Below are 23,497 nucleotides of genomic sequence, written 5' to 3'. Positions count from 1 at the left end.
CGCGACGGGTTTCGGCGCCGGCTTCGTGACCGGCTTGGGAGCCGGGGGAGCGGGGGCCGGGCGTGCGGGGGGCGGGGCCGGCTCGGGGGGTTTCGGCACCGGCTTCGGAGCGGGCGGTGGCGGAGGGGGCGGTGGCGGGGGAGGTGTCGGGGTGGGCGTGGGCTTCGGGGGTGGCGGGGACGGGGGTGGGGGCTTCGGAGTGGGCTTGGGCGGGCACGGCGGGGGAGGCGGCGGCGGGCAGGGCGGGTGGCCGTGGTGGCCGCCGGGTCCGTGACCGTGTCCGCCGTGGCCATGACCGTTGCCGTTGCCGTTGCCGTTGCCGTGGCCATGGCCCTTGCCCTTGCCGTGACCCTGGCTCTGGCTCTGGCCTTGACCGGGGCCGCCGTGGCTGCCCGGGCCGCCCTGGTTTCCGCGGTCACCCCGTCCGCCCCGGTTGCCCTGGTCGTTCTGGCGGCCCTGGTCGCCGTGACGTCCGCCACCTCGGATGCCCCCGGTCGCGCCGTTCAGGGCGGACACGGCGTGCCTGACGGCGCTCGCCCCGTCACCGGCGTCGATCGTCGCGTATGCGCTGCTATCGGCCATGGCCGGTGTCGCGGACAGGGCCGCCCACAGGAGGACCGGGACGGCCAGCAGGCGCCTGGAAGAGGCTCTATTCACCCGGGGATCATGGGGTCGCGCGCGCTCGCGCGCGTGAGGGTTCACCGTGGTTCGCCTGAACGGGTGAGGCTTTGGCTATGGAGGTTTGAGCCAGATTCAGGTCGTGATCGATCGTTCACCGACCTTTTCCCAAAAGGTATTTGTCGGTTTCGATCATTCTCCGGGTCTCGACCGTTCAGCCTTTGGCATGTGACGAAGAACGGATCGCCAATTTCCGCTTTCGCTCGCTCCGTTGGGCAATGATCAGTACATTCGGCTCGGACAGGAGTCCGATCCGTCCGGACCACTGCAGGACCAAGGCTTGGAGACCCCGATGGAGCGCCCCGCCTGGGCCCCGCCAGGCATCGACATATCGGTGCCGAGCGTGTCCCGCATCTACGATTACTACCTGGGCGGCTCCCACAATTTCGAGGTCGACAGGCAGGCGGCCCGCAGGGCCATGGAATTCATGCCGGGCCTGCCCAAGATCATGCAGGCGAACCGGGCATTCATGCGCCGGGCCGTGCGGTACGCGGTCGCCGAGGGCGTGACGCAGTTCCTGGACATCGGCTCCGGCATCCCCACCTTCGGCAACGTCCACGAGATCGCCCAGGCCGCCAGCCCCGAGGCACGCGTGGTCTACGTCGACCACGACCCGGTGGCCGTCGCCCACAGCCAGGCCGTCCTGGCCGGCACCGAGCGGACCGGGGTCGTCGCAGCCGACCTGCGCAAGCCCCAGGACATTCTGACCGCCCCCGAGGTCGCGCAGGGACTCGACCTGAGCCGCCCGGTCGCCCTGATGCTGGTCGCCGTCCTGCACTTCCTGGAGGACTCGGACGAGCCCTACGAAGCCGTCGCCCAGCTGCGCGACGCCCTGGCCCCCGGCAGCCTGCTGGTCCTCACGCACGCCTCGTACGAGGGGATCCCGCTCTCCGAGGAGGTCGCGAGCGGAACCGTCGGCGTCTACCGCGAGATCCGCAACCCGCTCGTCATGCGGGACGCGGAGCAGATCCGGCGCTTCTTCGACGGCTTCGGCCTGATCGAGCCCGGACTGGTCTCCATGCCCGACTGGCGGCCCGACACGAGCGGCGGGCCGGACGGCGATGCCTTGGACGAAGACCCCTATGCCTTCTCGGGCTTCGCAGGAGTGGGACGCAAGGCGTGAGACTGCCGACGCAGACGGCGGACGACCCGGCCGCGCCGCAGGGCGGTCTGGAGGACCGGATCGGGCGGTTCGCGACCATCTGGGGGAGGGCGATCTTCCCGGTCACCGCGACCTCGCTCACCCGCGGAGAGTTCGAACGCCACCTCGTACCCCTCACCCGCACCCTCGTCGAGGCCCTGCGCGCCCGCCCCTTCGACTCCTCCGTCGGCCAGCGGGTCGGGGAGGAGCTCGTCGCGGTCCACTGCACGGACCCGGAGGCCCTGGCCGGCACCCTCGGCGTCGTCGAGTCCTACCTGGTGCTGTACTGCGGCCCGGACGGCCCCGACGCCGAGGGCGTCGAGGGGACCGAGGAGTACCGGTCCCGCTGCGCCCGGCTCCAGCACGGCATCGCGGCCGGATTCGCCCGTGCACTGCGCGAGCGCACGCTCAAGGAGCAGGAGGCCATCGCGCGTTCCGCGCTGACCGCCCGCACCGACGCCCAGCAGGCACTGCACGCCAGCGAGGAGCGCTTCCGGGCGGTCTTCGAGGGCGCGGCCGTCGGGATCGGCATCGCCGACCTGCAGGGCAACGTTCTGGAGATCAACGACGCGCTGCTCCAGATGTTCGGCGGCATGGACGGGCACGTCCGCGGCCGCAACGTCAGCGAATGGAGCCACCCCGACGACACCCCGCACGTCTGGCGGATGTACGGGGAGCTCGTGCGCGGCGAACGCGAGAGCTACCGCGTCGAGAAGCCGTACTACCGGCACGACGGCACCGTGCTGTGGACCAACCTGACGGTCTCGCTGCTGCGCGACGCCGAGGGCGTGCCGCAGTACCAGCTGGCCCTCATGGAGGACACCACCGAGCGCCGGCTGCTCAACCTGCGCCTGCGCTACGAGGCCACCCACGACGCCCTGACCGGCCTGCCCAACCGGACGCTCTTCTTCGAGCGTCTGGAGAAGGCCCTGAGCGGCGCCGGCGGTTCGCGCTTCGGCCTGTGCTACCTCGATCTCGACGGCTTCAAGGCGGTCAACGACAGCCTCGGCCACTCCGCCGGCGACCGGCTGCTCGTGGAGGTCGCCGACCGCCTGCAGAGCTGCGCCACGGGACCGGGCGAGGTGGTCGCGCGGCTCGGCGGCGACGAGTTCGTGGCACTGACCACCGGCCCCGACACCGAGGAGAAGGCCACCGAACTGGCCGTCCGGATCCTCTCCGCCCTCTCCGTCCCGATCCGGCTGGAGGGCCGCGAGCTGACGGTCCGGGGCAGCATCGGCATCGTCGAGGGCCCGGCCCACGAGCGCACCCCCGCGGAGGTGCTGCGCAGCGCCGACATCACCATGTACCGGGCCAAGGCGGCGGGCGGCAACCGGTTCGAGTTCGCCGACGCCGCTGCCGACGCGCGGGCCATCACCCGGCACGGACTGACCAACGCCCTCCCGGCGGCACTGGAACGCGGTGAGTTCTTCATCGAGTACCAGCCGCTGGTCCACATGCACGACGGCAGCGTGCACGGCGCCGAGGCACTGGTGCGCTGGTCGCACCCGCAGCACGGGGTGCTCGGGCCGGACCGGTTCATCCCGCTCGCCGAACGCACCGGACTGATCGTGCCGCTCGGCCGCTGGGTCCTGGAGGAGTCCGTCCGCCAGGCCCGCGCCTGGCAGCACCAGAAGGGCGGCGCCACCCTGCGGATCAACGTCAACCTGTCGCCGACCCAGTTGCACCATCCCGGCCTGGTAGCCGACACGATCCGCGTCCTGGAGTCCTCGGGCCTGACTCCGGGCACCCTGTGTCTGGAGGTCACCGAGTCGGCCCTGATCGGCGCCGACGACGAACTCCTCGAACCGCTGCGCCGGCTCGCCGCCCTGGGCGTGGACATCGCCCTCGACGACTTCGGCACCGGCTACTCCAACCTGGCCAACCTGCGCCGCCTGCCCGTCAGCGTTCTGAAGCTGGACCGCTCCTTCACCAAGGGCATGCAGCAGCACCCGGCCAACCCGGTCGACGTCAAGATCGTGGAGGGCATAGTCGCCCTGGCCCACAGCCTCGAACTCGCCGTCACCGTCGAAGGCGTGGAGACCGGCGCGCAGGCCGCCCAGCTCCGAGCCCTCGGCTGCGACACGGCCCAGGGCTGGTACTACGCCCGCCCGGGCGCCGCCGACCGCATCCACACGCTGTCCCTGTCGGACGCGGTGCCCACCCTCTGAGCGTCGCCCGGACCGCCTGGGCTGCCCGCCTCGCCTGGGCGGCCCGGGCCGCCGGGGTTCACTCCAGGCCCGCTTCCGTGCCCCGGCCCGGCTCGCGGACGGCCGCCACCACCCGCTCGTAGCGCCGGGCCGTGTCGGCCAGCACCTGGGCGGCCACCGGCAGCCGCTCCGCCTGGTACCAGTCGAGCGCATTCTCCCCGGCCGCCCCGGAGAGGACGGCGGACAGCGTCCGGCCGAGGGCGGCGGCGTCCTGGATCCCGGTGTTCATGCCCAGCCCGCCGGCTATGGGGTGGACGTGCGCGGCGTCCCCGGCGAGGAAGGCCCGGCCCTCGCGTATCCGGGTGGCCATGCGGACGTTGACCCGCCAGGAGGAGAGCCAGCTGGGCTCCGCGAGCCGTATCCCCGGCATTCGGGCATGGCGGTCGAAGAGGCGCTGGAAGCTCTCCAGCGAAGGCGGCAGCGCCTCGCCCCGCTCGTCCGTCTCCGGAGCGGCCTGCAGCTGGAACGTGTCCGTCCCCGGCATCGGGCAGAGCAGGATCCCGCCCCCCTCCGACGTGAACCACTGGTGCCAGAACGCGCGGCTGAGCCCCGGGGCCCTGACGTCCCCGAGCACCATCGCCGGCTCCTTCTCCCCGTCTCCCTCGAAGGGGATGCCGAGGAGCCCGCGGGTGGTGCTGTGCCCGCCGTCGCACCCCGCCAGATAGCCGGCCCGGATCACGGTGCCGTCCTCGAGCTGCGCGCTGACGCCGTCCGCATCCTGGGTGATTCCGGCGAGCCGGGACCCGTACGCGACGCGCACGCCCAGCTCGCCCAGCCGGTCGCGCAGGCTCTCCTCCACCTGCCACTGCCCGATGAGCAGGCCTCCCTCCACGGCGGTGTCCTTGACGGGCTCTCCGTCGAAGTACTTGCGCAGCACCACGCCCTCGCGCCCCTTGCGCCTCACGGAGTCGGCCACGCCGAGCTCCTCGAAGACCGCGAGGCTGTCCGGCTGGAGGCCCTTGCCCCGGGACTCGCGGTGCGGTGCCGGGCGGCCTTCGACGACCCGCACCGCGATGCCGTGGCGGGCCAGGCCGCAGGCGAGCGTGAGCCCGGTCGGGCCGGAGCCCACGATCAGTACGTCGGCACGATCCGTGCCATGTGCCCCTGCGTCGGTCATCGGAGGTCCCCTCGTCGTCGGTATCTCAAGGAAAGCGGCTCTCGCGAGAAAATGCAACCCGGTTACAAAACTAACCGGGTCACTCGTTCGTGTTAGGCTGGAGGCATGGAGAACACGAAGGGTCTGCGCGAGAACAAGAAGCTCCGAACGCGTCGGCAGCTGGCGGCCACGGCGCTGGAACTCTTCCTGGAACGGGGCTTCGACGCCGTCTCGGTGGCCGATGTCGCGGCCGCCGCCGAGGTCTCCAAACCCACGCTGTTCCGCTACTTCCCGAGCAAGGAGGACCTGGTCCTCGACCGCTTCGCCGACCATCAGGACGAGGCTGCGCGCATCGTCCGGGACCGGGCTGCGGGGCAGACCCCGGCGGCGGCCCTGCGTGCGCACTTCCTGGCGGCGCTCACCGAGCGCGACCCGATCACCGGGCTCTGCGACCACCCGGACGTGCTCGCCTTCCAGGGGCTCCTCTACGGCACCGCCAGCCTGGAGTCCCGACTGGCCCACTACACCGCACGCGAGGTGGAGTTGCTCGCCGCCGTACTCGAAGCCGAAGCGGTCGACCCGCTCACGGCCCGCCTGGCGGCCGGATACCTGGTGGCGGCCCGGCAGGAGCTCGGCCGGGAGAACTGGCGCCGCATCGACGCCGGCCAGAGCGCCGACGAGGCCCACCCCGCGGCCGTGGCCGACGCGGAGCGCGCCTTCGCGCTGCTGTCCGGCGGCCTCGACCGGGCCCTGCCCGCCCGCCGGGCCTGACGCCATGGCCCGGAAGAACCGGAAGGCCAAGAAGCAGCGGCCCACTTTCGGCCTGCCCACCGGCGTGATCCTCATGGCCGGCCGAGGCGGCGTGGGGATCGACGGCTGGCGGACCGGGGTGTCCACCGAGAACGGGACCTTGTGCGGCGGGCTCGGCGACCTCCCGTCCGACGTGGCTCCGGAGGTGGCGCAGCGGGCTGCCGCCGAGATGGTGCGGGGGATAGCCCGGGACTACCACGGGCGTGAGGTCGTGGTGGTCTGGGACCCACCGTCGGAGCCGGGTTCGTGGACGGCCACGGTCGTGCCCGCGGTTGCCGAACCCGAACCCGCTTCCGAACCCGAACCCGCTTCCGAGCCCGAACCCCCTTCCGAGCCCGAACCCGGTTCCGAGCCTGCACCAGGTCCCTAGCCCGTGCCCGTGTCCGTGCCCGCCCCTGTGCCCGCCCCCGGACCCGCAGGCGGCGTCAGTGACCGCTCGGAGACGCGCGCCGGCCCCGGGTCAGATCGTGACCGGGCCCTTGGAGGTGGCGAACTCGACCGCGATCAGGCCCGGCTCCTCGTCCTCGACCCAGGTGACGTCGATCTGGTCGAGGGGGTGGTCCGCCGGTTCGCCGAGGAATTCGGCGATGGAGGCGGCGTCCCCGGCGATGGAGACCCCGTGGATGCTGGTGGAGGTGCGCGGGTCGGCGCTCGGGCGCTCCTCGAGGGGGACGGCCCACTGGAGGAAGAAGGGCAGTTGCGGGTCCTCCATCAGCTCCCGCACGCCGATCTGCTTCCACCTCAGGTCGAACCCGTCGGGGCGGACGCGGTGGCCCTCGTCCGAGGTGCGCCCGAGGCGGGCCTCGACCGGGCTGATGTCGTCGACGGAGACCACCCAGCCGAGCCAGCCGCCGCCCTCGGCGGCGCGGCGCGCGACGGCCTGGCCGAAGGGTGCGCGGTCGGCGGCGGGGTGGTCGAGCGTGGTGACGACCTCGACGTAGGTGCCGCCGCTCAGCGGGAGGATGAAATTGCGCGTGCCGAACCGTGGGTGCACGCCCCCGTCGACGAACCCGGCTCCGAGAGCTGATCCGATCCACTGAACGGTCGAAACGAAGCTGTCGCGGGCCACCGCGTAGGACACGTGATCAAGTCGCACCGCGCCATCATCACCAGACGAACCGCACAAATCACGACGCCACGCCCGAATCCACGCCCGACGCCCCGGCCGTGTCCGGATCGGCCGCCGCGGGGCGTACGCGTCCCCGAGGGGGCTCAGCCCAGCAGGATCCGCTTCAGTTCGCGGGCCGCGCGCGGGGGCGCCACGTCCGTGCGGTGGGCCAAGGCGATCGTGCGGCGCAGGGGAGAGCCCGCCAGGGGGGTGGCGCGCAGGCCGGAGCCCGTCTGGTCGACGACCATCGCCGGGACCACCGCGATGCCGAGCCCCGCACGGACGAAGCCCAGTACGGCATCCATCTCGCCGCCCTCCACCGTGAACACCGGCTCGAAGCCCTCCGCCCGGCAGGCCGCCACCGTGAGGTCCCGCAGGTCGTAGCCGTGCCGGAACATGACCATCGGCTCGTCGCGCAGTGCGGACACCGTGAGTGAACCGCCGCCCGCCGGAGGCGGCAGGGCCGCGGAGGAGACCACCACCAGGTCCTCCGTCAGCAGCTCCACCGTGGTCAGTGCCGGCGCCGACGGGGGCAGCGGCAGGGCGATCAGCGCGAGGTCCAGGGCGCCGCGCGCGAGCTCCCGTACGAGGTCCAGCGAACCGCTCTCCTCGATCAGCAGCTCGATCCCCGGATGGGCGGTGTGGAAGGCGCGGAGCACCCCCGGCAGGAGCCCGGTGCACACGCTCGGGGTGGCCCCCAGCCGGATCCGTCCGCGGCGCAGCTGCGCCAGCTCCTGCACCTCCAGCCGCGCCGTGTCCGCGTCCGCGAGGATCCGCCGGGCCAGCGGCAGCAGGGTCTCGCCGGCGTCGGTGAGGGTGATGTTCCCGCGGGCCCGGCTGAAGAGCTCGGCGCCCAGTTCCCGTTCGAGCGCCTTGATCTGCTGTGACAGGGAGGGCTGGGCCACGTGCTCGCGCTCGGCCGCGCGCGTGAAGTGCCGGGTCTCGGCGACGGCGACGAAGTAGACCAGCTGCTGGAACTGCATCATCCGAGGCTAGCGCTCTCCATAGGCAGAAGCACTTGACATAAGCGCCACCATGTCTTGGACCTTTCGGGACCTTCGTCCTTACCGTCGATGTCATGGCTCTGGCAACGCGGACGGATCGACGGCCGTCCATCACGCGCACGCTCTGGGACTCCTCCGTCGGCAAGAAGTCCGTGATGGCCGTCTCCGGCCTGATCATGCTCGGCTACCTCGTCCTGCACATGCTCGGCAACCTCAAGATCTTCTTCGGGGCGGACGAGTTCAACGGCTACGCCCACTGGCTCCGCACCCTCGGCTCGCCCTTCCTGCACCACGAGTGGGCCCTGTGGATCGTCCGCGTCGTCCTGCTCGCGGCGGTCGTCGCGCACGGGGTCTGCGCGTACCAGCTCAGCCGCCGCGACATCAAGGCGCGCCCGGTGAAGTACGCCCACAAGCGCAGCCGGGCGAGCTACGCCACCCGCACCATGCGCTGGGGCGGCATCATCCTCGCCCTCTTCATCGTCTGGCACCTGCTCGACCTCACCACGCTCACCGTGAACGAGCGGGCCTGGGCCGGGCATCCGTACGAGAACGTCCTCGCCACCTTCTCCACCTGGTACGGCAACACCATCTACCTCGTGGCGATGGCCGCCCTCGGCCTGCACGTCCGCCACGGCTTCTGGAGCGCCGCCCAGACCCTGGGCGCGGGCAACGCCCGGCGGGACCGGACGCTGAAGTTCCTGGCCAACGCCCTCGCCCTCGTCCTCTTCGCGGGCTTCGTGTCCGTGCCCGTCGCCGTCATGACCGGAGTGGTGAGCTGACATGAGCACCGATTACGCCGACTACACCACCGGTGATCCGATCGCCGACACCAAGGCCCCCGAAGGCCCCATCGCCGAGCGCTGGGACCGCCGCCGCTTCGAGGCCAAGCTGGTCAACCCGGCCAACCGGCGCGGGCACACCGTCATCGTCGTCGGCACCGGACTGGCCGGTGGCGCCGCCGGTGCCACCCTCGCCGAACAGGGCTACCACGTGGTCCAGTTCTGCTTCTCCGACTCCCCGCGCCGCGCCCACTCGATCGCCGCCCAGGGCGGCATCAACGCGGCCAAGAACTACCGGAACGACGGAGACTCCGTCCACCGGCTGTTCTACGACACCGTCAAGGGCGGCGACTTCCGCGCCCGCGAGTCCAACGTCCACCGCCTCGCCCAGATCTCCGTCGAGATCATCGACCAGTGCGTGGCCCAGGGCGTCCCCTTCGCCCGCGAGTACGGCGGCCTGCTCGACACCCGTTCCTTCGGCGGCGTCCAGGTCTCCCGCACCTTCTACGCCCGCGGCCAGACCGGACAGCAGCTCCTGCTCGGCGCCTACCAGGCGCTCTCGCGGCAGATCGCCGCCGGGAACGTGGAGATGCACGCCCGCACCGAGATGCTCGACCTGATCACCGTCGACGGCGTCGCCCGCGGCATCGTCGCCCGCGACCTGGTCACCGGCAAGATCGACACCTACTACGCGGACGCCGTCGTCCTCGCGAGCGGCGGCTACGGCAACGTCTTCTACCTCTCCACCAACGCCATGAACTCCAACGCGACGGCCGTCTGGCGGGCCCACCGGCGCGGCGCGTACTTCGCGAACCCCTGCTTCACCCAGATCCACCCCACCTGCATCCCGCGCACCGGCGACCACCAGTCCAAGCTCACGCTGATGAGCGAATCCCTGCGCAACGACGGCCGCATCTGGGTCCCCAAGGCCAAGGGCGACACCCGCCCCGCGGCGGAGATCCCGGAAGCCGAGCGCGACTACTACCTGGAGCGGATCTACCCCTCCTTCGGCAACCTCGTGCCCCGCGACATCGCTTCCCGCGCGGCCAAGAACGTCTGCGACGAGGGCCGCGGCGTCGGCCCCGGCGGCCAGGGCGTCTACCTCGACTTCGCCGACGCCATCCGCCGCATGGGCAAGGAGAAGGTCGCCGAGAAGTACGGCAACCTCTTCGACATGTACGCGCGGATCACCGCGGAGGACCCGTACGAGGTCCCCATGCGGATCTACCCCGCCGTGCACTACACGATGGGCGGACTGTGGGTCGACTACGACCTCCAGACCACCGTCCCGGGCCTGTTCGCGATCGGCGAGGCCAACTTCTCCGACCACGGCGCCAACCGCCTCGGCGCCTCCGCCCTCATGCAGGGCCTCGGCGACGGCTACTTCGTACTGCCCTCCACCATCAACGACTACCTGGCCCGCCACCCGCACCAGGACACCGTCGACGACACCCACCCGGAGGCCGCGGCCGCAGTCCGCGAGACCCGCGACTCCCTCGCCAAGCTGCTCGCCGTCGACGGGGACCGCACGCCCGACTCCTTCCACCGGGAGATCGGTGAACTGATGTGGGAGTACTGCGGGATGGCCCGGACCGAGGAGGGCCTGCGCAAGGCCCTCGCCCGGATCCCCGAGATCCGCGAGGAGTTCTGGAGGCGGATCAAGGTGCCGGGCAGCGGCGAGGAGTTCAACCAGTCGCTGGAGAAGGCCAACCGCATCATCGACTACCTGGAGCTCGCCGAGCTGATGTGCCTCGACGCCCTCCACCGCGCCGAATCCTGCGGCGGCCACTTCCGCGAGGAATCCCAGACCCCGGACGGCGAAGCCGCCCGCCGCGACGAGGAGTTCGGGTACGCCGCCGCCTGGCAGTACGCCGGAACCGGCGCCGCCCCCGTCCTGCACAAGGAAGACCTCGTCTTCGAGTACGTCCACCCCACCCAGCGGAGCTACGCATGAAGCTCACCCTGCGCGTCTGGCGCCAGAAGAACGCCGACGCCCCCGGCTCGATGGCCTCGTACGAGGTCGACGGCATCTCGGAGGAGATGTCCTTCCTCGAAATGCTCGACACCCTCAACGAGGAGCTCATCCTCGGCGGAGAGGACCCCGTCGCCTTCGACCACGACTGCCGCGAGGGCATCTGCGGCGCGTGCAGCCTCGTCATCAACGGCGACGCCCACGGGCCGGAGCGCACCACGACCTGCCAGCTCCACATGCGCTCCTTCGCCGACGGCGACACCATCGACGTCGAACCCTGGCGGGCCTCGGCCTTCCCGGTCGTGAAGGACCTCGTCGTCGACCGCGGGGCCCTCGACCGGGTCATCCAGGCCGGCGGCTACATCACCGCCCCGACCGGCGCCGCCCCCGAGGCGCACGCCACGGCCGTGCCCAAGCCCGACGCCGACTACGCCTTCGAGCACGCCGAGTGCATCGGCTGCGGGGCGTGCGTGGCGGCCTGCCCCAACGGCTCGGCGATGCTCTTCACCTCCGCCAAGGTCAACCACCTGAACGTGCTCCCGCAGGGTTCGCCGGAGCGCGAGACCCGGGTCCTGGACATGGTCGCCACGATGGACGCCGAGGGCTTCGGCGGGTGCACCCTGACCGGGGAGTGCGCCACCGCCTGCCCCAAGGGGATCCCGCTGCCGTCGATCGCCGCCATGAACAAGGAATGGCTGAGGGCGGTTCGCCGGGGCCCCCGCTGACCTGTGGATTTCATAAGAAAGAGGCCGGGGGCGGAAGATCCTGTTCACCTTTCGGACACCGACCCGTAAGGTGAGTTTCGGCCACCGGGGGCCGTCGGGCACGGTGGGGTCGATTTCTGCGTCCACGAGCCCTGAGGTGATCATGAGCGGCATCCGTCGGCATCTGAGCTGGATGCCGTTCCAGCCCCGGACCGCTCTGCCCTCGCAGCCGAGAGGGTCGCAGCGCGGCCGCGGGTCCCGGACCCCGGCGCAGGCGCGCGAGGCCCGGCGGGCCGTCCGCGAACGGGAGATCCTGGCGCAGGCGGCCGAATCCGGGAGCATAGTCGAACACGGGGGCCGGCTGGCCGTCGTACGGGACGACCTGCTCCCCGCCGAACTCGCCGAGATGAACCTCCGCGAGGTCGCCGAGGTGCTGGAAGCGGCCGCGATGCCCTACGGCCTGGTCCCCGACGGGGAACTGGTCCACCGGGTGGCACTCGCCCCCGGCACCCGCGGCGACGTGCTCGCCGCCTGCGCGAAGGGCTTCGCCGGCCGGCCCGTCTACGCCGACCTCCTCGGCCACCGCACCGCGCTCGGCACCGTCCTCGCCGAGGAGCTGCCCGAGGCGGTCGCCGCGGCGGAGGCCGAAACGCCCGGCGCCGTCGTCGCGGGGATCCGGCTCTACATCCCCGTGGTCACCTCGGGGTACACCCTCCACATGGCTGCCGATCAGGGCTGTGACCTGGAGTTCTGGAAGCCGGCCAACGGCCCCGGCGGGGTCGCCTCGCTCCGGGAGACCCCCTTCGGCTGGTGGGTGCCCTCGATGGAGGCCACGGCCCACCGGCGCATCGGCGACCGCGACTACCCGGTGGTGGCGGACCTCGACCGGCGCTTCCCCGAGGACATCGACTTCCCCATCGACGCGGTGATCACCTGGGTGGACGGCTCGGACCCCCAGTGGCGCAGCCGCCGGGACCGGGCCGAGGCGGCCATCGCGGGCACGGCGGCCGTCGTGAACGGCGAGGCCGACGGCCCCGTCGACACCGATACAGCCGCCGGTCCCGACACCGAGGACGCCGACGCCGCCGACAGCGGCGACCACCGCTTCCGGGACCGCGGCGAACTGCGCTCCTGCCTGCGCTCCATCGCGGCCTACGCGCCCTGGATCCGCCGGGTCTTCCTCGTCACCGACGACCAGGTCCCCGACTGGCTGGCCCTGGAGCACCCCGGGCTCACCGTGGTCCACCACCGGGAGCTCTTCGCCGACCCCGCCGCCCTGCCCGTCTTCAACTCGCACGCCATCGAAACCCAGCTGCACCGCATCCCGGGCCTCGCCGAGCACTACCTCTACTTCAACGACGACATCTTCCTCGGCCGCCCCCAGCGCCCGCAGAACTACTTCCTGCCGTCCGGTCTGCCGAAGGTCTTCCACGACACCCGGGCCGTCCCGCCCAGCTCCCCGGACAGCCACGACGACGTCTACACCACCTCGCAGCGGGCGACCCGCCGCACGGTGGAGGCGCTCGCCGGCCGCACGTACCCGCGCATCCTCGCGCATGCCCCGTACGCGCAGAGCCGCTCCCTCTACGCCCGGCTGGAAGAGGTGCTGCCCGGCGGGCTCGACGCGACCAGCCGGTCAGTCTTCCGCAGTGCCACGGACCTCGCCCCCGTCACCCTCGCCCTGCACCTGGCACTCGCCCAGGGGCGCGCGGTGGAAGGCGACCTGGCCACCGCGTACGTCTCCACCGCCGGCACCAAGGAGCTCCAGCGGCTGGGCGGCCTCCTGCGCGACCGGGGCACCGACGCCTTCTGCCTCGCCGACGACTCGGGCACCGAAGTCCCCCCGGAGGTGCAGCAGCGCGAGCTGAAGGCCTTCCTGGAGGCCTACTTCCCCGTTGCCTCGCCGTACGAGGCTGCGGGCCGGGCCGCGGCGAAGGCCCGTACCACCGGGCCCGGCCACGACGGGTCCGGGCACGACGGGTCCGCCGATCGGATGATCGGAGCGGCTCCCGTCGCGCCGTGACCGGCCGCCCTCCCGGGCGTGGGCGACAGTGGGCGCATGTCTCCAGGCCCTCCCACCCCCGCCGGATCCGGCCCGCGCCGCCGCAGCCTGCTGGCCGCCGCCCTCACCCCGCTCGCGGTGGCCGGATGCGCCGGAGAGGAACGGGCCCCGACGCCGGGGCCCGGCCCCGAGGCCGTCAAGGACGCGCTGGTCATGGTCATCCGGCACGCCGAGAAGCCGTACGCCGGGGACACCGGCGAGGACGACGAGGGCAACGAGGACCCCGGTTTCCTCGCCGTCCGGGGCCGGCGCCGCGCACAGGAGCTGCCCGCGCTCTTCCCGCCGACCCGGGGCGCCCGCCTGCCCCGGCCGGGCGCCGTCTTCGCGGCCGGCGGCAAGGCGGGGGCGCCCGCGCGGTGCCGCCAGACCGTCGAGACGCTCGCCACCGCACTGGGTACGCCCGTCCGTGCCGAGTTCGCCGTCGGCGCCGAGCCCGCCCTGGCCAGGGCGGTGCTGGCGGTGCGGACGCCCGTCCTGGTCTGTTGGGAGCACCAGGGGATGCCCCGCCTGATCCGGGGCCTCGGAGCGCAGGACGTGCTGGGGCTGCCGGCCGCCTGGCCCGACCGCTACGACCTGGTGTGGACCTTCACCCGCCGCCAGGGCGTCTGGACCTTCCAGGAGCTTCCGCAGCACCTGCTCCAGGGCGACGCGTAGCGGTACAGGCGTACGCTGAGAAGTGGACTCGGGGCAGCGGTGCGCCGGGAGGTCGACCATCATGACTGGAATCGTGCGAAGGGGCTTCGATTCCGCGGACGAGACCCGTCGTTTCGAGGACGGCAAGGGCAGGCTCGACCTGCTCAACACCGAGCACGGGCCGATCGGCCGGGCCGTGTTCGAGCCCGGATGGCAGTGGTCGCAGCACATCAAGCCCATTGCGGGGACCGATAGTTGTGAGGCCGCCCACGTGGCCTACGTCATCAGCGGCCGGATGAAGATCGTCATGGACGGCGGCGACAGCATCGAGGCGCAGCCCGGAGACTTCATCCAGATCGACCCCGGCCACGATGCCTGGGTGCTCGGCGACGAGCCGTGCGTCGTCATCGACTGGCAGGGCTACGGAGACTTCGCCAAGGCCCAGGGCGCGTGACCAGTCGCCCCACGCCTGACCGCGTGCCCCACGCGTGACCGCCCGCCCGGCTACCGGACCGCCGCGAGGGCTCGCGCCAGATAGGCCGCCGTACGGCTGCCCGCGGCGCGGGACACCTCGGCAGGCGTGCCGGCGGCCACCACCCGGCCGCCGTCCGCGCCGCCGCCCGGCCCCAGGTCGATGACCCAGTCGGCGCCCGCCACCACCGCCATGTCGTGCTCCACGACCACCACCGAGTGACCGGCGTCCACCAGGCCGTGCAACTGCCGCAGCAGCACCGTGACATCGGCCGGATGGAGTCCCGTCGTCGGCTCGTCCAGCAGGTACAGGGTGTGGTCGCGGCGCACGCGCTGGAGCTCCGTCGCCAGCTTGATGCGCTGCGCCTCGCCGCCCGACAGCTCCGTGGCGGGCTGGCCGAGGCGCAGGTACCCCAGGCCGATGTCCGACAGCGCGCCGAGGCTGCGGGCCGCCGCCGGAACCCCGGCGAAGAAGGAGGCCGCCGACTCGACCGTCAGGGCGAGCACCTCGGCGATGTTCAGTCCCGAGTAACGGACCTCCAGGGTCTCGGAGTTGTAGCGGGCTCCCGCGCACTCCGGACACGGGGCGTAGGTGCTGGGCAGGAACAGCAGCTCCACCGAGACGAAGCCCTCGCCCTGGCAGGCCTCGCACCGCCCGCCCGGCACGTTGAAGGAGAAGCGGCCCGCCTTCCAGCCCCGCGCCTTCGCTTCCGGCGCCGCCGTGAAGAGCCGGCGCACCACGTCGAAGAGCCCCGTGTACGTGGCCAGGTTGGAGCGCGGGGTCCGGCCGATGGGCTTCTGGTCCACCTCCACCAGCCGCCGCACCGGGAACTCCGGCTCCGCCAGCCGCTCGTGGACCTCCCGCGCGAGGGCCTGGCCCACCAGCGTGGACTTCCCGGACCCCGACACCCCGGTCACCGCCGTGAACACCCCGAGCGGGAACTCCGCCGCCACGTCCCGCAAGTTGTGCCGGTCGACACCGGTGAGCCGGACGGACCCGGTCGCCTTCCGCGGGGCCGCCGAACGCCACTCGTCCGGCCGTCGGACCCCGAACAGGTACGGGGCCGTCGCCGATTCCGCCACCGCCGCCAGAGCCTCCGGGGGCCCGCTGTGCAGCACCCTCCCGCCGTGCTCCCCGGCGAGCGGTCCGACGTCCACCAGCCAGTCCGCGTGCCGCACCACGGCCAGGTCGTGCTCCACCACGAACACCGTGTTGCCGGCGCCCTTGAGTCGGTCCAGGACGCCGAGCAGTGCCTCCGTGTCGGCCGGGTGCAGCCCGGCCGACGGCTCGTCCAGTACGTACACCACCCCGAACAGCCCCGAACGCAACTGCGTCGCCAGCCGCAGCCGTTGCAGCTCTCCCGCCGACAGGGTCGGGGCGGCGCGGTCCAGGCTCAGGTAGCCCAGCCCCAGCTCGGTGACCGGGCCGATCCGGGAGCGCAGGTCCTCGGTGAGCACCCGGAACGCTTCGCCGCCGCCGTGCGCGGTGGCCAGTACGCCGTCCAGCTCCGTCAGTGCCAGGGCCGACGCCTCCGCGATGGTGTGGCCGGCGAAGGTCACGGCCAGGGCCTCCGGACGCAGCCGCCTGCCCTCGCACACCGGACACGGCGCATCGGTCAGGAACTTCTCGGCACGGGCCCGCAGGGTGAGGCTCTTGCTGTCGGAGAAGGTCCGCATCACGTACCGGTGGGCACTCATGTACGTGCCCTGGTAAGGCCGTTGGATCCGGTCGGCCTCCCGCACCGGGTGCACCGTCACCACCGGCTGCTCCTCGGTGAACAGGATCCACTCGCGGTCCGCCGCCGCAAGCTCCCGCCAGGGCGCGTCCACGTCGTGGCCGAGGGCCTCCAGGATGTCGCGCAGGTTCTTGCCCTGCCAGGCGCCGGGCCAGGCGGCGATGGCGCCCTGACGGATCGACAGGCCCGCGTCCGGCACCAGCAGTTCCTCGCTGGTGCGGTGCACGCGGCCCAGGCCGTGGCAGGAAGGGCAGGCCCCGGCCGCGGTGTTGGGGGAGAAGGAGTCGGAGTCCAGCCGCTCGGCGCCGGGCGGGTAGGAGCCCGCCCGCGAGTACAGCATCCGCAGCGAGTTGGACAGGGTGGTCACCGTCCCGACCGAGGACCGGGACCCGGGGGAGGAGCGCCGCTGCTCCAGCGAGACGGCCGGCGGGAGCCCGGTGACGGAATCGACCTTCGGCGCGCCGATCTGGTGGATCAGCCGGCGGGCGTACGGGGCCACGGACTCGAAGTACCGGCGCTGGGCCTCGGCGAAGAGCGTGCCGAACGCCAGCGAGCTCTTCCCGGAGCCGGAGACCCCGGTGAACACGGTCAGCGCGTCACGCGGAACGTCCACGTCGACCCCGCGCAGATTGTGCTCCCGGGCGCCGCGGACGCGGACGTAGGGATCGTGGGCGTGCGGGGTGACGTGCGGGGTGGCGGGCTGGTGCATTCGTCCCAGTTTAGTGTCCCGGGCCGGTGGGCTGCCCGAGGGGGTCCGCGGGCCCGGTCGCTTGCCCGTCGGAGGTCTCGGTGAGGCCGGTGAGGCGGGCGAGCCGCGCGAAGGAGTCCACCAGCGCCGTCCGGTCGTACGTGGACGTGGTGACCAGCAGTTCGTCCGCCCCGGTCAGCTCCGCGACCGCGGACAGCTCTGCCGCGACCTGCTCCTCCGTGCCGTGGACGTGCCCGGCGAGGGCGCCCTCGTACAGCTCCCGCTCCTTGGGGCTCATGGGGAGGGCCTCGATCTCCTCGGCCGGCCGCAGCGGCGGGAAGCTGCCCCGGGTCCGCGAGTACGCGACGGCCCAGGCCTCCGGCACCAGGATCCGCCGGGCGGCCTCGGCGGTGGCCGCCACCGCGACCGTCCCGGAGACCACGACGTACGGCCGCGCACCCCAGGCGGAGGGGCGGAACTCCTCGCGGTACGCCGTGATGATCTCCGCGACCCGCGCCCGGGTCCGCAGGTCCCCCACGACCAGGGGCAGCCCGGCGCGGGCCGCGATGCCGGCTCCCTCGCCGGTGGCCAGCACGTACGCCGGGATCCGCATCCCCTCCGCCGGGCGGGCGTGCACGTCGGGGTAGGCCCGCTGGGAGCCGTCGAGCCAGCCCAGCAGCTCCGCGAGCTGCTCCTCGAACCGGTCGGCGTCGGCGGTGTCCCGCCCCAGCGCGCGCCGGATCCCGCCGGTGAAACCGACCGAGCGGCCGAGGCCCATGTCGATCCGGCCGGGGAACAGCGACTCCAGGACCCCGAACTGCTCGGCGACCACCAGGGGCTGGTGGTTGGGCAGCATCACGCCGCCGGTGCCGACGCGGATCCGGGAGGTCGCCCCGGCGACGGCGGCGGCGAGCACCGTGGGCGCGGAACCGGCGACCCCGGGCACGCTGTGGTGCTCGGAGACCAGGAACCGGTGGTACCCGAGCCGCTCCGCGGTGCGCGCGAGCTCCACGGTGTCGCGCAGGGCCTGGGCGGCGGGGTGGCCCTCGCGGGTGCGGGACCGGTCGAGTATCGAGAGTGTGCGGATCACACTGGGGTCAACGCGCGCAGGGCGTCAGGATTCCCGACGGCCCGCCCTGCTTAGGCTGGCGGGGTGACCGAGACTCAGAATCGCAGGCCCCTGGCCGTCTTCGACATCGACAACACGCTGGCCGACACCGCCCACCGCCAGCACTTCCTGGAGCGCCGGCCGCGCGACTGGAACGGGTTCTTCGGCGCGGCCCCGGCCGATCCGCCCCTCGCCCGCGGGATCGCGCTCGCGGTGGAGAGCGCGGCCGACTGCGAGGTCACGTACCTCACCGGCCGCCCGGAGCGGTGCCGCGCGGACACGGAGGACTGGCTCGCGCGCAACGGACTGCCCGAGGGGCGGCTGTGGATGCGCGGGAACCAGGACCGGCGGCCCGCCCGGACGGCCAAGCTCGAAGTGCTGCGGCGGATCTCGCGGGGCCGCGAGGTGCGGATGCTCGTGGACGACGACGAGCTGGTGTGCGGGGCGGCGCGCGCGGAGGGCTTCCGCGTGGTCCTGGCGGACTGGGCGTCGGACGCGCCGGAGCTCAAGGACGCGCAGGAGGGCGAGGGCCGCACCTGAGGGCACGTCCGCACCCCGCGCCTCCGGGCCCCTCGGGCGGGCCCGAGGGGCCCGGGGAGGCCGCACCCCGGGAGCATGTGCCCCCCGGGTGTCACTTGGCGCTCGTAGAGCCCGGAGGGGCCGGAGGGGCCGTAGAGCCCGTAGAGCCCCGGGCGTGCCGGGCCTCAGGCCTCGCCGTCGAGTCGGAAGCCGACCTTGATCCCCACCTGGTAGTGCGCGACTTCGCCGTTCTCGATGTGCCCTCTGATCTGAACCACTTCGAGCCAGTCAAGGTTGTGGAGGGTTTCGCCCGCCCGCGCGATGCCGTTGCGGATGGCCTGATCGATGCCCTCGTTGGACGTGCCCACGATCTCGGTCACCCGGTACGTGTGATTGGACATGGAGCTCTCCCGACACTGGGTGGCTGTTGCCTTGTTCTACGGTGCCCCAGTAAGTCCGGGTCCGCGAACTTTGCGTGAACAATCCATAGCGATACCCCCTTGACCCACCCATTGGTCTATGCCAATTTCAAGCCATCTGCGATCCATCCCCCCAGAAGGTGACCTTTCGTGAAGATGCGCTTCCTTGCCGTGTCCACCGCTCTCGCGGCCGCGACCGCTCTCACCGGCTGCGGCCTCGCCGGGTCGGGCGGGGGTACGCAGAAGGTGACGCTGTGGCTGATGAAGGGCAGCGCCTCCGAGGAGTTCATAGGCCGGTTCACGACCAGCTTCGAGAAGGAGCACCCGGGCGTGGACCTCGAAGTGAAGATCCAGGAGTGGAAGGGCATCGGCGACAAGGTCAACGCCGTGCTGTCCGGCAAGAGTGCGGAGAGCGCCGACGTCATCGAGGTCGGCAACACCCAGGTCGCCCAGTACGTGGAGGGCGGCGGCGTCTCGGAGCTCACCCTGGAAGCCCTGCGCGAGTGGGACGGCAAGGACTGGCTGAAAGGCCTCTCCGAACCGGGAAAGGTCCGCGGAGCCCAGTTCGGCGTCCCGTGGTACGCCGCCAACCGCGTGGTGATCTACAACAAGGAGCTCTTCGCCAACGCGGGGGTCAAGACGCCGATCAAGACCCGCCAGGAGTGGATCCAGGCCACCCAGAAGCTCGACAAGGGCCCCCAGCAGGGCATCTACCTCGCCGGGCAGAACTGGTACGTCCTCGCCGGGTTCATCTGGGACGAGGGCGGCGAACTCGCCGTCGAGAGCAGCGGCCAGTGGCTCGGCACCCTCAACGAGGAGAAGGCCATGGCCGGAATGGAGTTCTACAAGCAGCTCCAGGCCCTCGGTGACGGCCCCAAGGACGCCGACGAGGAGACGCCCCCGCAGTCCGACGTCTTCGCCCGCGGCGGGATCGCCCAGATCATCGCCCCGCCCGGCCAGGCCGCCGCCATCGAGGCCGCGAACCCGGACCTCAAGGGCAAGCTCGGCTTCTTCCCGATCCCCGGCAAGACGGCCGAGAAGGTGGGCTCGGTCTTCACCGGCGGCTCGGACCTGATCATCCCCGAGAAGACGAAGCAGCGTAAGCAGGCGGTCGACGTGATCACGGCCCTGGTCAGCGAGAAGTGGCAGACCGAACTCGCCCGCACGATGAGCTACGTGCCCAACAAGACCACCCTCGCGCACGTCGTCGAGGGCAACGACGGAGCCACCGCGATGGCCCCCGGCGCGGCCCAGGGCCGCGCCACCCCGCAGTCCCCCCGCTGGGCCGAGGTGGAGGCCAAGAACCCGATCAAGCCGTTCATGACGGCCGTGCTCACCGGCCAGGACCCCGCGACGGCGGCGAAGGCGGCCTCCGACACCATCAGCAAGGTCCTCAGCTCCGACCGCTGACCCCGACCGCTGCCCCGGGGGCAGCCCCCCGGGGGCCCGCCCGCCAAGTTCAGCGTCCGCACATCCGAGGGCCGCGAAGCGGCCATGTCGAATCCAGCCGGTCACGGAAGAAGTAAAGAAGCCAGGCCACACACCCGCCGGCCTGGCTTCCCGTGCCGGACCAGGAGCCGTCATGACCATCGCCCCCCTGTCCCCGTCCGTCCTGTCCCCGTCCGCCGCGTCCCCCGCCCTCCTCCCCGCCCCGGCACCCGCCCGGCGCCCGGCGGACGCCCCCGCGGCAGCACCCGCACCCCACTACGCCGTCCGCCTCGCCCGCAACGAGGACGAGGTGCGCGCCGCACAGCGGCTGCGCCACCAGGTCTTCGCCGGCGAGCTCGGTGCCCGTCTCGACGGCCCGGAGCCGGGCCTGGACTCCGACCCCTTCGACGCCTACTGCGACCACCTCCTCGTCGTGGACGAAGAGGCCGAGCAGGTCGTCGGCACCTACCGGCTGCTGCCCCCCGAACGCGCCGCCGTGGCCGGACGCCTCTACTCGGAGGGCGAGTTCGACCTCTCCGCCCTCGCCCCCATCCGCCCCGACCTGGTCGAGGTGGGCCGCTCCTGCGTCCACCCCGACCACCGCAACGGCGCCGTCATCGCCCTCATCTGGGCCGGCCTCGCCCGCTACATGGACACCTCCGGGCACAACTGGCTCGCCGGCTGCTGCTCCATACCGCTCTCCGACGGCGGGGTGCTGGCCGCCGCCACCCGGGAGAACGTCCTCGCCCGCAGCCTCGCACCCGTCGAGTACCGGGTCACCCCGCACCTGCCCTGGAGCCCCGAAGGCATCGACGTCCCCGGCCGGATGGAGCTGCCCCCGCTGCTGCGCGGCTACCTGCGCCTGGGCGCCTGGGTCTGCGGCGAGCCCGCCCTGGACGCCGAGTTCGGCTGCGCCGACCTGTACGTCCTGCTCTCCCTGCGGCGCACCAACCCCCGCTACCTCAAGCACTTCCTGTCGCTCGCCCCGTCCGCATGAGCGCCTGGCTCCCGACCTCGCCCTGCACCCCCGAGGACTGCGCCGGCCACGAGGGGCGCACCGCGAGCGTGCCGCGCGCGGTCCTGCGGCTCGCCGCCGCCATCGCCCTGGTCCTGCTCGGGATCCTGGGAGCCCCGCCGCTGCGGCTGCTGCCGGAGCGGACCCGGCACGTGCTGGTACGGGCCTGGGCGACCGCCCTGCTGGGCGCCTTCGGCCTGCGGATCACCGTGCACGGGACACCCGGCCCCGGCCGCGGCCGGCTGATCGTCGCCAACCACATCTCCTGGCTGGACATCCCGCTCGTCGCCGCCGTCATGCCCTCCCGGATGCTGGCCAAGAGCGACATCCGCAGCTGGCCGGTCCTCGGACCGCTCTCCCGGCAGGCCGGCACCCTCTACATCGAACGCGACCGGCTCCGCACCCTCCCCGCCACCGTGGGCCTCCTCACCCGGGCCCTGCTCGACGGTGACCGCGTGACCGTCTACCCCGAGGGCTCCACCTGGTGCGGGCGGGCCCAAGGCCCCTTCCGCCGGGCCGCGTTCCAGGCCGCGCTGGATGCGCGGGTGCCCGTACAGCCCGTACGGATCACCTACCTGCTCGACGACGGGGGGCCGGCCGGGGCGCCCGCCTTCGTCGGGGACGATCCGCTGACCGCCTCGCTGTGGCGGATCGCGCGGGCCCGCGGGGTGCGCGCCGAGGTCCGGCTGCTGCCGCGGATCCCGCCGGGCCGGTACGCACACCGGCGGGACCTCGCGGCCGCGGCTCAGGCCGCCGTGCTCGCCGAACCGGTACCCGTGTCGCGACCGGCGCCGCTGCTGCTGCCCGCAGTGCCCTCCCAGCCGTCGGTGCCGATGCCGTCCGCCACCGACAGCGACAGGGCGAAGCGGCCCGCGGCGTCCGTCCACCAATGGGTCAACTCAAGCCCTGCGGAAGCGAGTTCCTTACGGACCCCGTCCTGACGGAACTTCGCAGAGATCTCCGTCAGGATCTCCTCACCCGCCTCGAAGGGCACTTCCAGATCCAGCGCCCGGACCTTCACCACCAGCTGCCTGCGGGCCCGCAGCCGCATCTCGATCCACTCGTGCTCCCGGTTCCACACCGCCACGTGCGCGAAGTCGGCGGTGTGGAAGTCCGCGCCCAGCTCCCGGTTCACCACGGACAGCACGTTCCCGTTGAACTCGGCCGTCACCCCCTGCGCGTCGTCGTACGCCGACACCAGGACGGCCGGGTCCTTCACCAGGTCCGTCCCCATCAGCAGTGCGTCCCCGGGCGACAGCATCGCCCGTACGTCCGCCAGGAACACCGCCCGCTCCGCCGGCAACAGGTTCCCGATCGTGCCGCCCAGGAACACCACCAGCCGGGGTCCGGGGGAGTCCGGCAACTGCAGCGCGCGCGTGAAGTCGGCGAGCAACGCGTGGACGCGCAGCCCCGGATGCTCGTCCAACAGGACCTTCGCCGCCCCGGTCAGCGCGCTCTCGCTCACGTCCACCGGGATGTACGTGTCCAGCGCGGGCAGCGCCTCGATCAGGTGCCGGGTCTTCTCCGAGGAGCCGGACCCGAGCTCCACCAAGGTGCGGGCCCCGCTCACCGAGGCGATCTCCCGGGCCCGTTCGAGCAGGATCTCCCGCTCGGCGCGCGTCGGGTAGTACTCGGGCAACCGGGTGATCTCCTCGAAGAGTTCACTGCCGCGGGCATCGTAGAACCACTTGGGCGGCAGGGACTTGGGGGACCGGGTCAGCCCGTCGTGCACATCCGTACGCAGCGCCGTGTCGGCGGCGTGCTCGTCGAGGGTGCGGGTCAGCTGGAAGTCGTTCACTTGCCTTCGTCTCCTTGCTGCTGCTGCTGCGGTGCGTGCGGCTCGTGCGGTGCCTGGAGTGAGTGCAGTGCCTGGAGTGCGTGGGGTGAGTCGAGTGCGTGGGGTGAGTCGAGTGAGTGGT

At 72.4% G+C, this 23,497-nt stretch carries 20 protein-coding genes and 1 pseudogene; 14 read left to right on the top strand and 7 right to left on the bottom strand.

The features are described 5' to 3' along the window. Positions 1-970 precede the first annotated feature (970 nt). A complete protein-coding gene (locus tag ACZ60J_RS10030) occupies positions 971-1,801 on the top strand; it encodes an SAM-dependent methyltransferase (RefSeq protein WP_469680368.1) in 831 nt (276 codons plus the stop codon). Next, positions 1,798-3,987, top strand: a complete 2,190-nt coding sequence (locus ACZ60J_RS10025) for a putative bifunctional diguanylate cyclase/phosphodiesterase (protein ID WP_469680366.1) — start codon at positions 1,798-1,800, stop codon at positions 3,985-3,987. Before ACZ60J_RS10030 ends, ACZ60J_RS10025 begins: the two co-directional genes overlap by 4 nt. Positions 3,988-4,045: 58 nt before the next feature. Here ACZ60J_RS10025 and ACZ60J_RS10020 read toward each other — a convergent pair whose 3' ends face one another. Continuing rightward, positions 4,046-5,143 carry an FAD-dependent monooxygenase gene (locus ACZ60J_RS10020; RefSeq protein WP_469680364.1) on the bottom strand — a complete coding sequence of 366 codons (1,098 nt, stop codon included), beginning with the start codon at positions 5,141-5,143 and terminating at the stop codon, positions 4,046-4,048. A 105-nt stretch (positions 5,144-5,248) separates the two neighbouring features. On the opposite strand from ACZ60J_RS10020, the gene ACZ60J_RS10015 reads away from it, so the two are divergent. Both ACZ60J_RS10015 and ACZ60J_RS10010 read left to right on the top strand, forming a co-directional pair. After that, positions 5,249-5,893 (top strand): TetR/AcrR family transcriptional regulator, encoded by a 645-nt coding sequence (locus ACZ60J_RS10015; RefSeq protein WP_469680362.1) that lies wholly within the window; start codon positions 5,249-5,251, stop codon positions 5,891-5,893. Between the two features lie 4 nt (positions 5,894-5,897). Next, positions 5,898-6,302: a hypothetical protein gene (locus ACZ60J_RS10010; protein WP_469680360.1), complete on the top strand. Its 405-nt coding sequence runs from the start codon at positions 5,898-5,900 to the stop codon at positions 6,300-6,302. A gap of 90 nt (positions 6,303-6,392) precedes the next feature. Here the strand turns inward: ACZ60J_RS10010 and ACZ60J_RS10005 are convergent, their stop codons facing one another. Both ACZ60J_RS10005 and ACZ60J_RS10000 read right to left on the bottom strand, forming a co-directional pair. Then, a complete protein-coding gene (locus ACZ60J_RS10005; RefSeq protein ID WP_469680358.1) occupies positions 6,393-7,028 on the bottom strand; it encodes a VOC family protein in 636 nt (211 codons plus the stop codon). Positions 7,029-7,144: 116 nt separating this feature from the next. Further along, positions 7,145-8,023 (bottom strand): LysR family transcriptional regulator, encoded by an 879-nt coding sequence (locus ACZ60J_RS10000; protein WP_469680356.1) that lies wholly within the window; start codon positions 8,021-8,023, stop codon positions 7,145-7,147. A 95-nt stretch (positions 8,024-8,118) separates the two neighbouring features. Here ACZ60J_RS10000 and ACZ60J_RS09995 point away from each other — a divergent pair, with 95 nt between their 5' ends. From ACZ60J_RS09995 to ACZ60J_RS09970, 6 genes are all read left to right on the top strand, one after another. Next, entirely contained in the window at positions 8,119-8,823 is a 705-nt protein-coding gene (locus ACZ60J_RS09995; RefSeq protein ID WP_469680354.1) for a succinate dehydrogenase cytochrome b subunit, read from the top strand. A 1-nt stretch (position 8,824) separates the two neighbouring features. Then, positions 8,825-10,777: a fumarate reductase/succinate dehydrogenase flavoprotein subunit gene (locus ACZ60J_RS09990; protein ID WP_469680353.1), complete on the top strand. Its 1,953-nt coding sequence runs from the start codon at positions 8,825-8,827 to the stop codon at positions 10,775-10,777. Beyond that, entirely contained in the window at positions 10,774-11,520 is a 747-nt protein-coding gene (locus ACZ60J_RS09985; RefSeq protein WP_469680352.1) for a succinate dehydrogenase/fumarate reductase iron-sulfur subunit, read from the top strand. The genes ACZ60J_RS09990 and ACZ60J_RS09985 overlap by 4 nt, the downstream gene beginning before the upstream one ends. Positions 11,521-11,662: 142 nt before the next feature. Then, positions 11,663-13,522, top strand: a complete 1,860-nt coding sequence (locus ACZ60J_RS09980) for a stealth family protein (RefSeq protein ID WP_469680350.1) — start codon at positions 11,663-11,665, stop codon at positions 13,520-13,522. 36 nt (positions 13,523-13,558) lie between these two features. Continuing rightward, positions 13,559-14,215 (top strand): hypothetical protein, encoded by a 657-nt coding sequence (locus ACZ60J_RS09975; RefSeq protein WP_469680348.1) that lies wholly within the window; start codon positions 13,559-13,561, stop codon positions 14,213-14,215. A gap of 61 nt (positions 14,216-14,276) precedes the next feature. After that, positions 14,277-14,648: a cupin domain-containing protein gene (locus ACZ60J_RS09970; protein WP_469680347.1), complete on the top strand. Its 372-nt coding sequence runs from the start codon at positions 14,277-14,279 to the stop codon at positions 14,646-14,648. 50 nt (positions 14,649-14,698) lie between these two features. On the opposite strand, the gene ACZ60J_RS09965 is transcribed toward ACZ60J_RS09970, so the two are convergent. Then, positions 14,699-17,110: an excinuclease ABC subunit UvrA gene (locus ACZ60J_RS09965; RefSeq protein ID WP_469680345.1), complete on the bottom strand. Its 2,412-nt coding sequence runs from the start codon at positions 17,108-17,110 to the stop codon at positions 14,699-14,701. A 10-nt stretch (positions 17,111-17,120) separates the two neighbouring features. Beyond that, positions 17,121-18,179, bottom strand: coding sequence for an LLM class flavin-dependent oxidoreductase (locus ACZ60J_RS09960; protein ID WP_469680343.1), 1,059 nt, complete (start codon positions 18,177-18,179; stop codon positions 17,121-17,123). A 63-nt stretch (positions 18,180-18,242) separates the two neighbouring features. Here ACZ60J_RS09960 and ACZ60J_RS09955 point away from each other — a divergent pair, with 63 nt between their 5' ends. Next, positions 18,243-18,737: a phosphatase domain-containing protein gene (locus tag ACZ60J_RS09955; RefSeq protein WP_469680341.1), complete on the top strand. Its 495-nt coding sequence runs from the start codon at positions 18,243-18,245 to the stop codon at positions 18,735-18,737. Positions 18,738-18,901: 164 nt separating this feature from the next. Here ACZ60J_RS09955 and ACZ60J_RS09950 read toward each other — a convergent pair whose 3' ends face one another. Next, entirely contained in the window at positions 18,902-19,117 is a 216-nt protein-coding gene (locus ACZ60J_RS09950; RefSeq protein WP_469680340.1) for a dodecin, read from the bottom strand. Between the two features lie 168 nt (positions 19,118-19,285). Between ACZ60J_RS09950 and ACZ60J_RS09945 the strand changes: the two genes are divergently transcribed. The 3 genes and pseudogenes from ACZ60J_RS09945 to ACZ60J_RS09935 all read left to right on the top strand — a co-directional run. Further along, a complete protein-coding gene (locus tag ACZ60J_RS09945) occupies positions 19,286-20,545 on the top strand; it encodes an extracellular solute-binding protein (RefSeq protein WP_469680338.1) in 1,260 nt (419 codons plus the stop codon). 172 nt (positions 20,546-20,717) lie between these two features. Next, positions 20,718-21,560, top strand: coding sequence for a GNAT family N-acetyltransferase (locus tag ACZ60J_RS09940; protein ID WP_469680337.1), 843 nt, complete (start codon positions 20,718-20,720; stop codon positions 21,558-21,560). Continuing rightward, positions 21,557-22,087, top strand: a pseudogene (locus ACZ60J_RS09935) (lysophospholipid acyltransferase family protein); the annotation flags it as partial. The gene ACZ60J_RS09940 and the pseudogene ACZ60J_RS09935, both read left to right, overlap by 4 nt. A 236-nt stretch (positions 22,088-22,323) precedes the next feature. Here the strand turns inward: ACZ60J_RS09935 and egtD are convergent. Then, positions 22,324-23,376: an L-histidine N(alpha)-methyltransferase gene (gene egtD, locus ACZ60J_RS09930; protein ID WP_469680335.1), complete on the bottom strand. Its 1,053-nt coding sequence runs from the start codon at positions 23,374-23,376 to the stop codon at positions 22,324-22,326. Between the last annotated feature and the right edge of the window lie 121 nt (positions 23,377-23,497).

This window comes from Streptomyces sp. NPDC104226, assembly GCF_055584085.1.
The sequence above is the reverse complement of the archived record's forward strand: the minus strand, read 5'-3'. Positions and strand labels throughout refer to the sequence as shown.

Coding starts and splice junctions, on each gene's coding strand:
- ACZ60J_RS10020 (WP_469680364.1), bottom strand. CDS start 5,143: ATGACCGACGCAGGGGCACATGGCACGGATCGTGCCGACGTACTGATC.
- ACZ60J_RS10010 (WP_469680360.1), top strand. CDS start 5,898: ATGGCCCGGAAGAACCGGAAGGCCAAGAAGCAGCGGCCCACTTTCGGC.
- ACZ60J_RS10030 (WP_469680368.1), top strand. CDS start 971: ATGGAGCGCCCCGCCTGGGCCCCGCCAGGCATCGACATATCGGTGCCG.
- ACZ60J_RS09985 (WP_469680352.1), top strand. CDS start 10,774: ATGAAGCTCACCCTGCGCGTCTGGCGCCAGAAGAACGCCGACGCCCCC.
- ACZ60J_RS10000 (WP_469680356.1), bottom strand. CDS start 8,023: ATGCAGTTCCAGCAGCTGGTCTACTTCGTCGCCGTCGCCGAGACCCGG.
- ACZ60J_RS09950 (WP_469680340.1), bottom strand. CDS start 19,117: ATGTCCAATCACACGTACCGGGTGACCGAGATCGTGGGCACGTCCAAC.
- ACZ60J_RS09980 (WP_469680350.1), top strand. CDS start 11,663: ATGAGCGGCATCCGTCGGCATCTGAGCTGGATGCCGTTCCAGCCCCGG.
- ACZ60J_RS09940 (WP_469680337.1), top strand. CDS start 20,718: ATGACCATCGCCCCCCTGTCCCCGTCCGTCCTGTCCCCGTCCGCCGCG.
- ACZ60J_RS10015 (WP_469680362.1), top strand. CDS start 5,249: ATGGAGAACACGAAGGGTCTGCGCGAGAACAAGAAGCTCCGAACGCGT.
- ACZ60J_RS09995 (WP_469680354.1), top strand. CDS start 8,119: ATGGCTCTGGCAACGCGGACGGATCGACGGCCGTCCATCACGCGCACG.
- ACZ60J_RS09975 (WP_469680348.1), top strand. CDS start 13,559: ATGTCTCCAGGCCCTCCCACCCCCGCCGGATCCGGCCCGCGCCGCCGC.
- ACZ60J_RS09965 (WP_469680345.1), bottom strand. CDS start 17,110: ATGCACCAGCCCGCCACCCCGCACGTCACCCCGCACGCCCACGATCCC.
- ACZ60J_RS09990 (WP_469680353.1), top strand. CDS start 8,825: ATGAGCACCGATTACGCCGACTACACCACCGGTGATCCGATCGCCGAC.
- ACZ60J_RS09970 (WP_469680347.1), top strand. CDS start 14,277: ATGACTGGAATCGTGCGAAGGGGCTTCGATTCCGCGGACGAGACCCGT.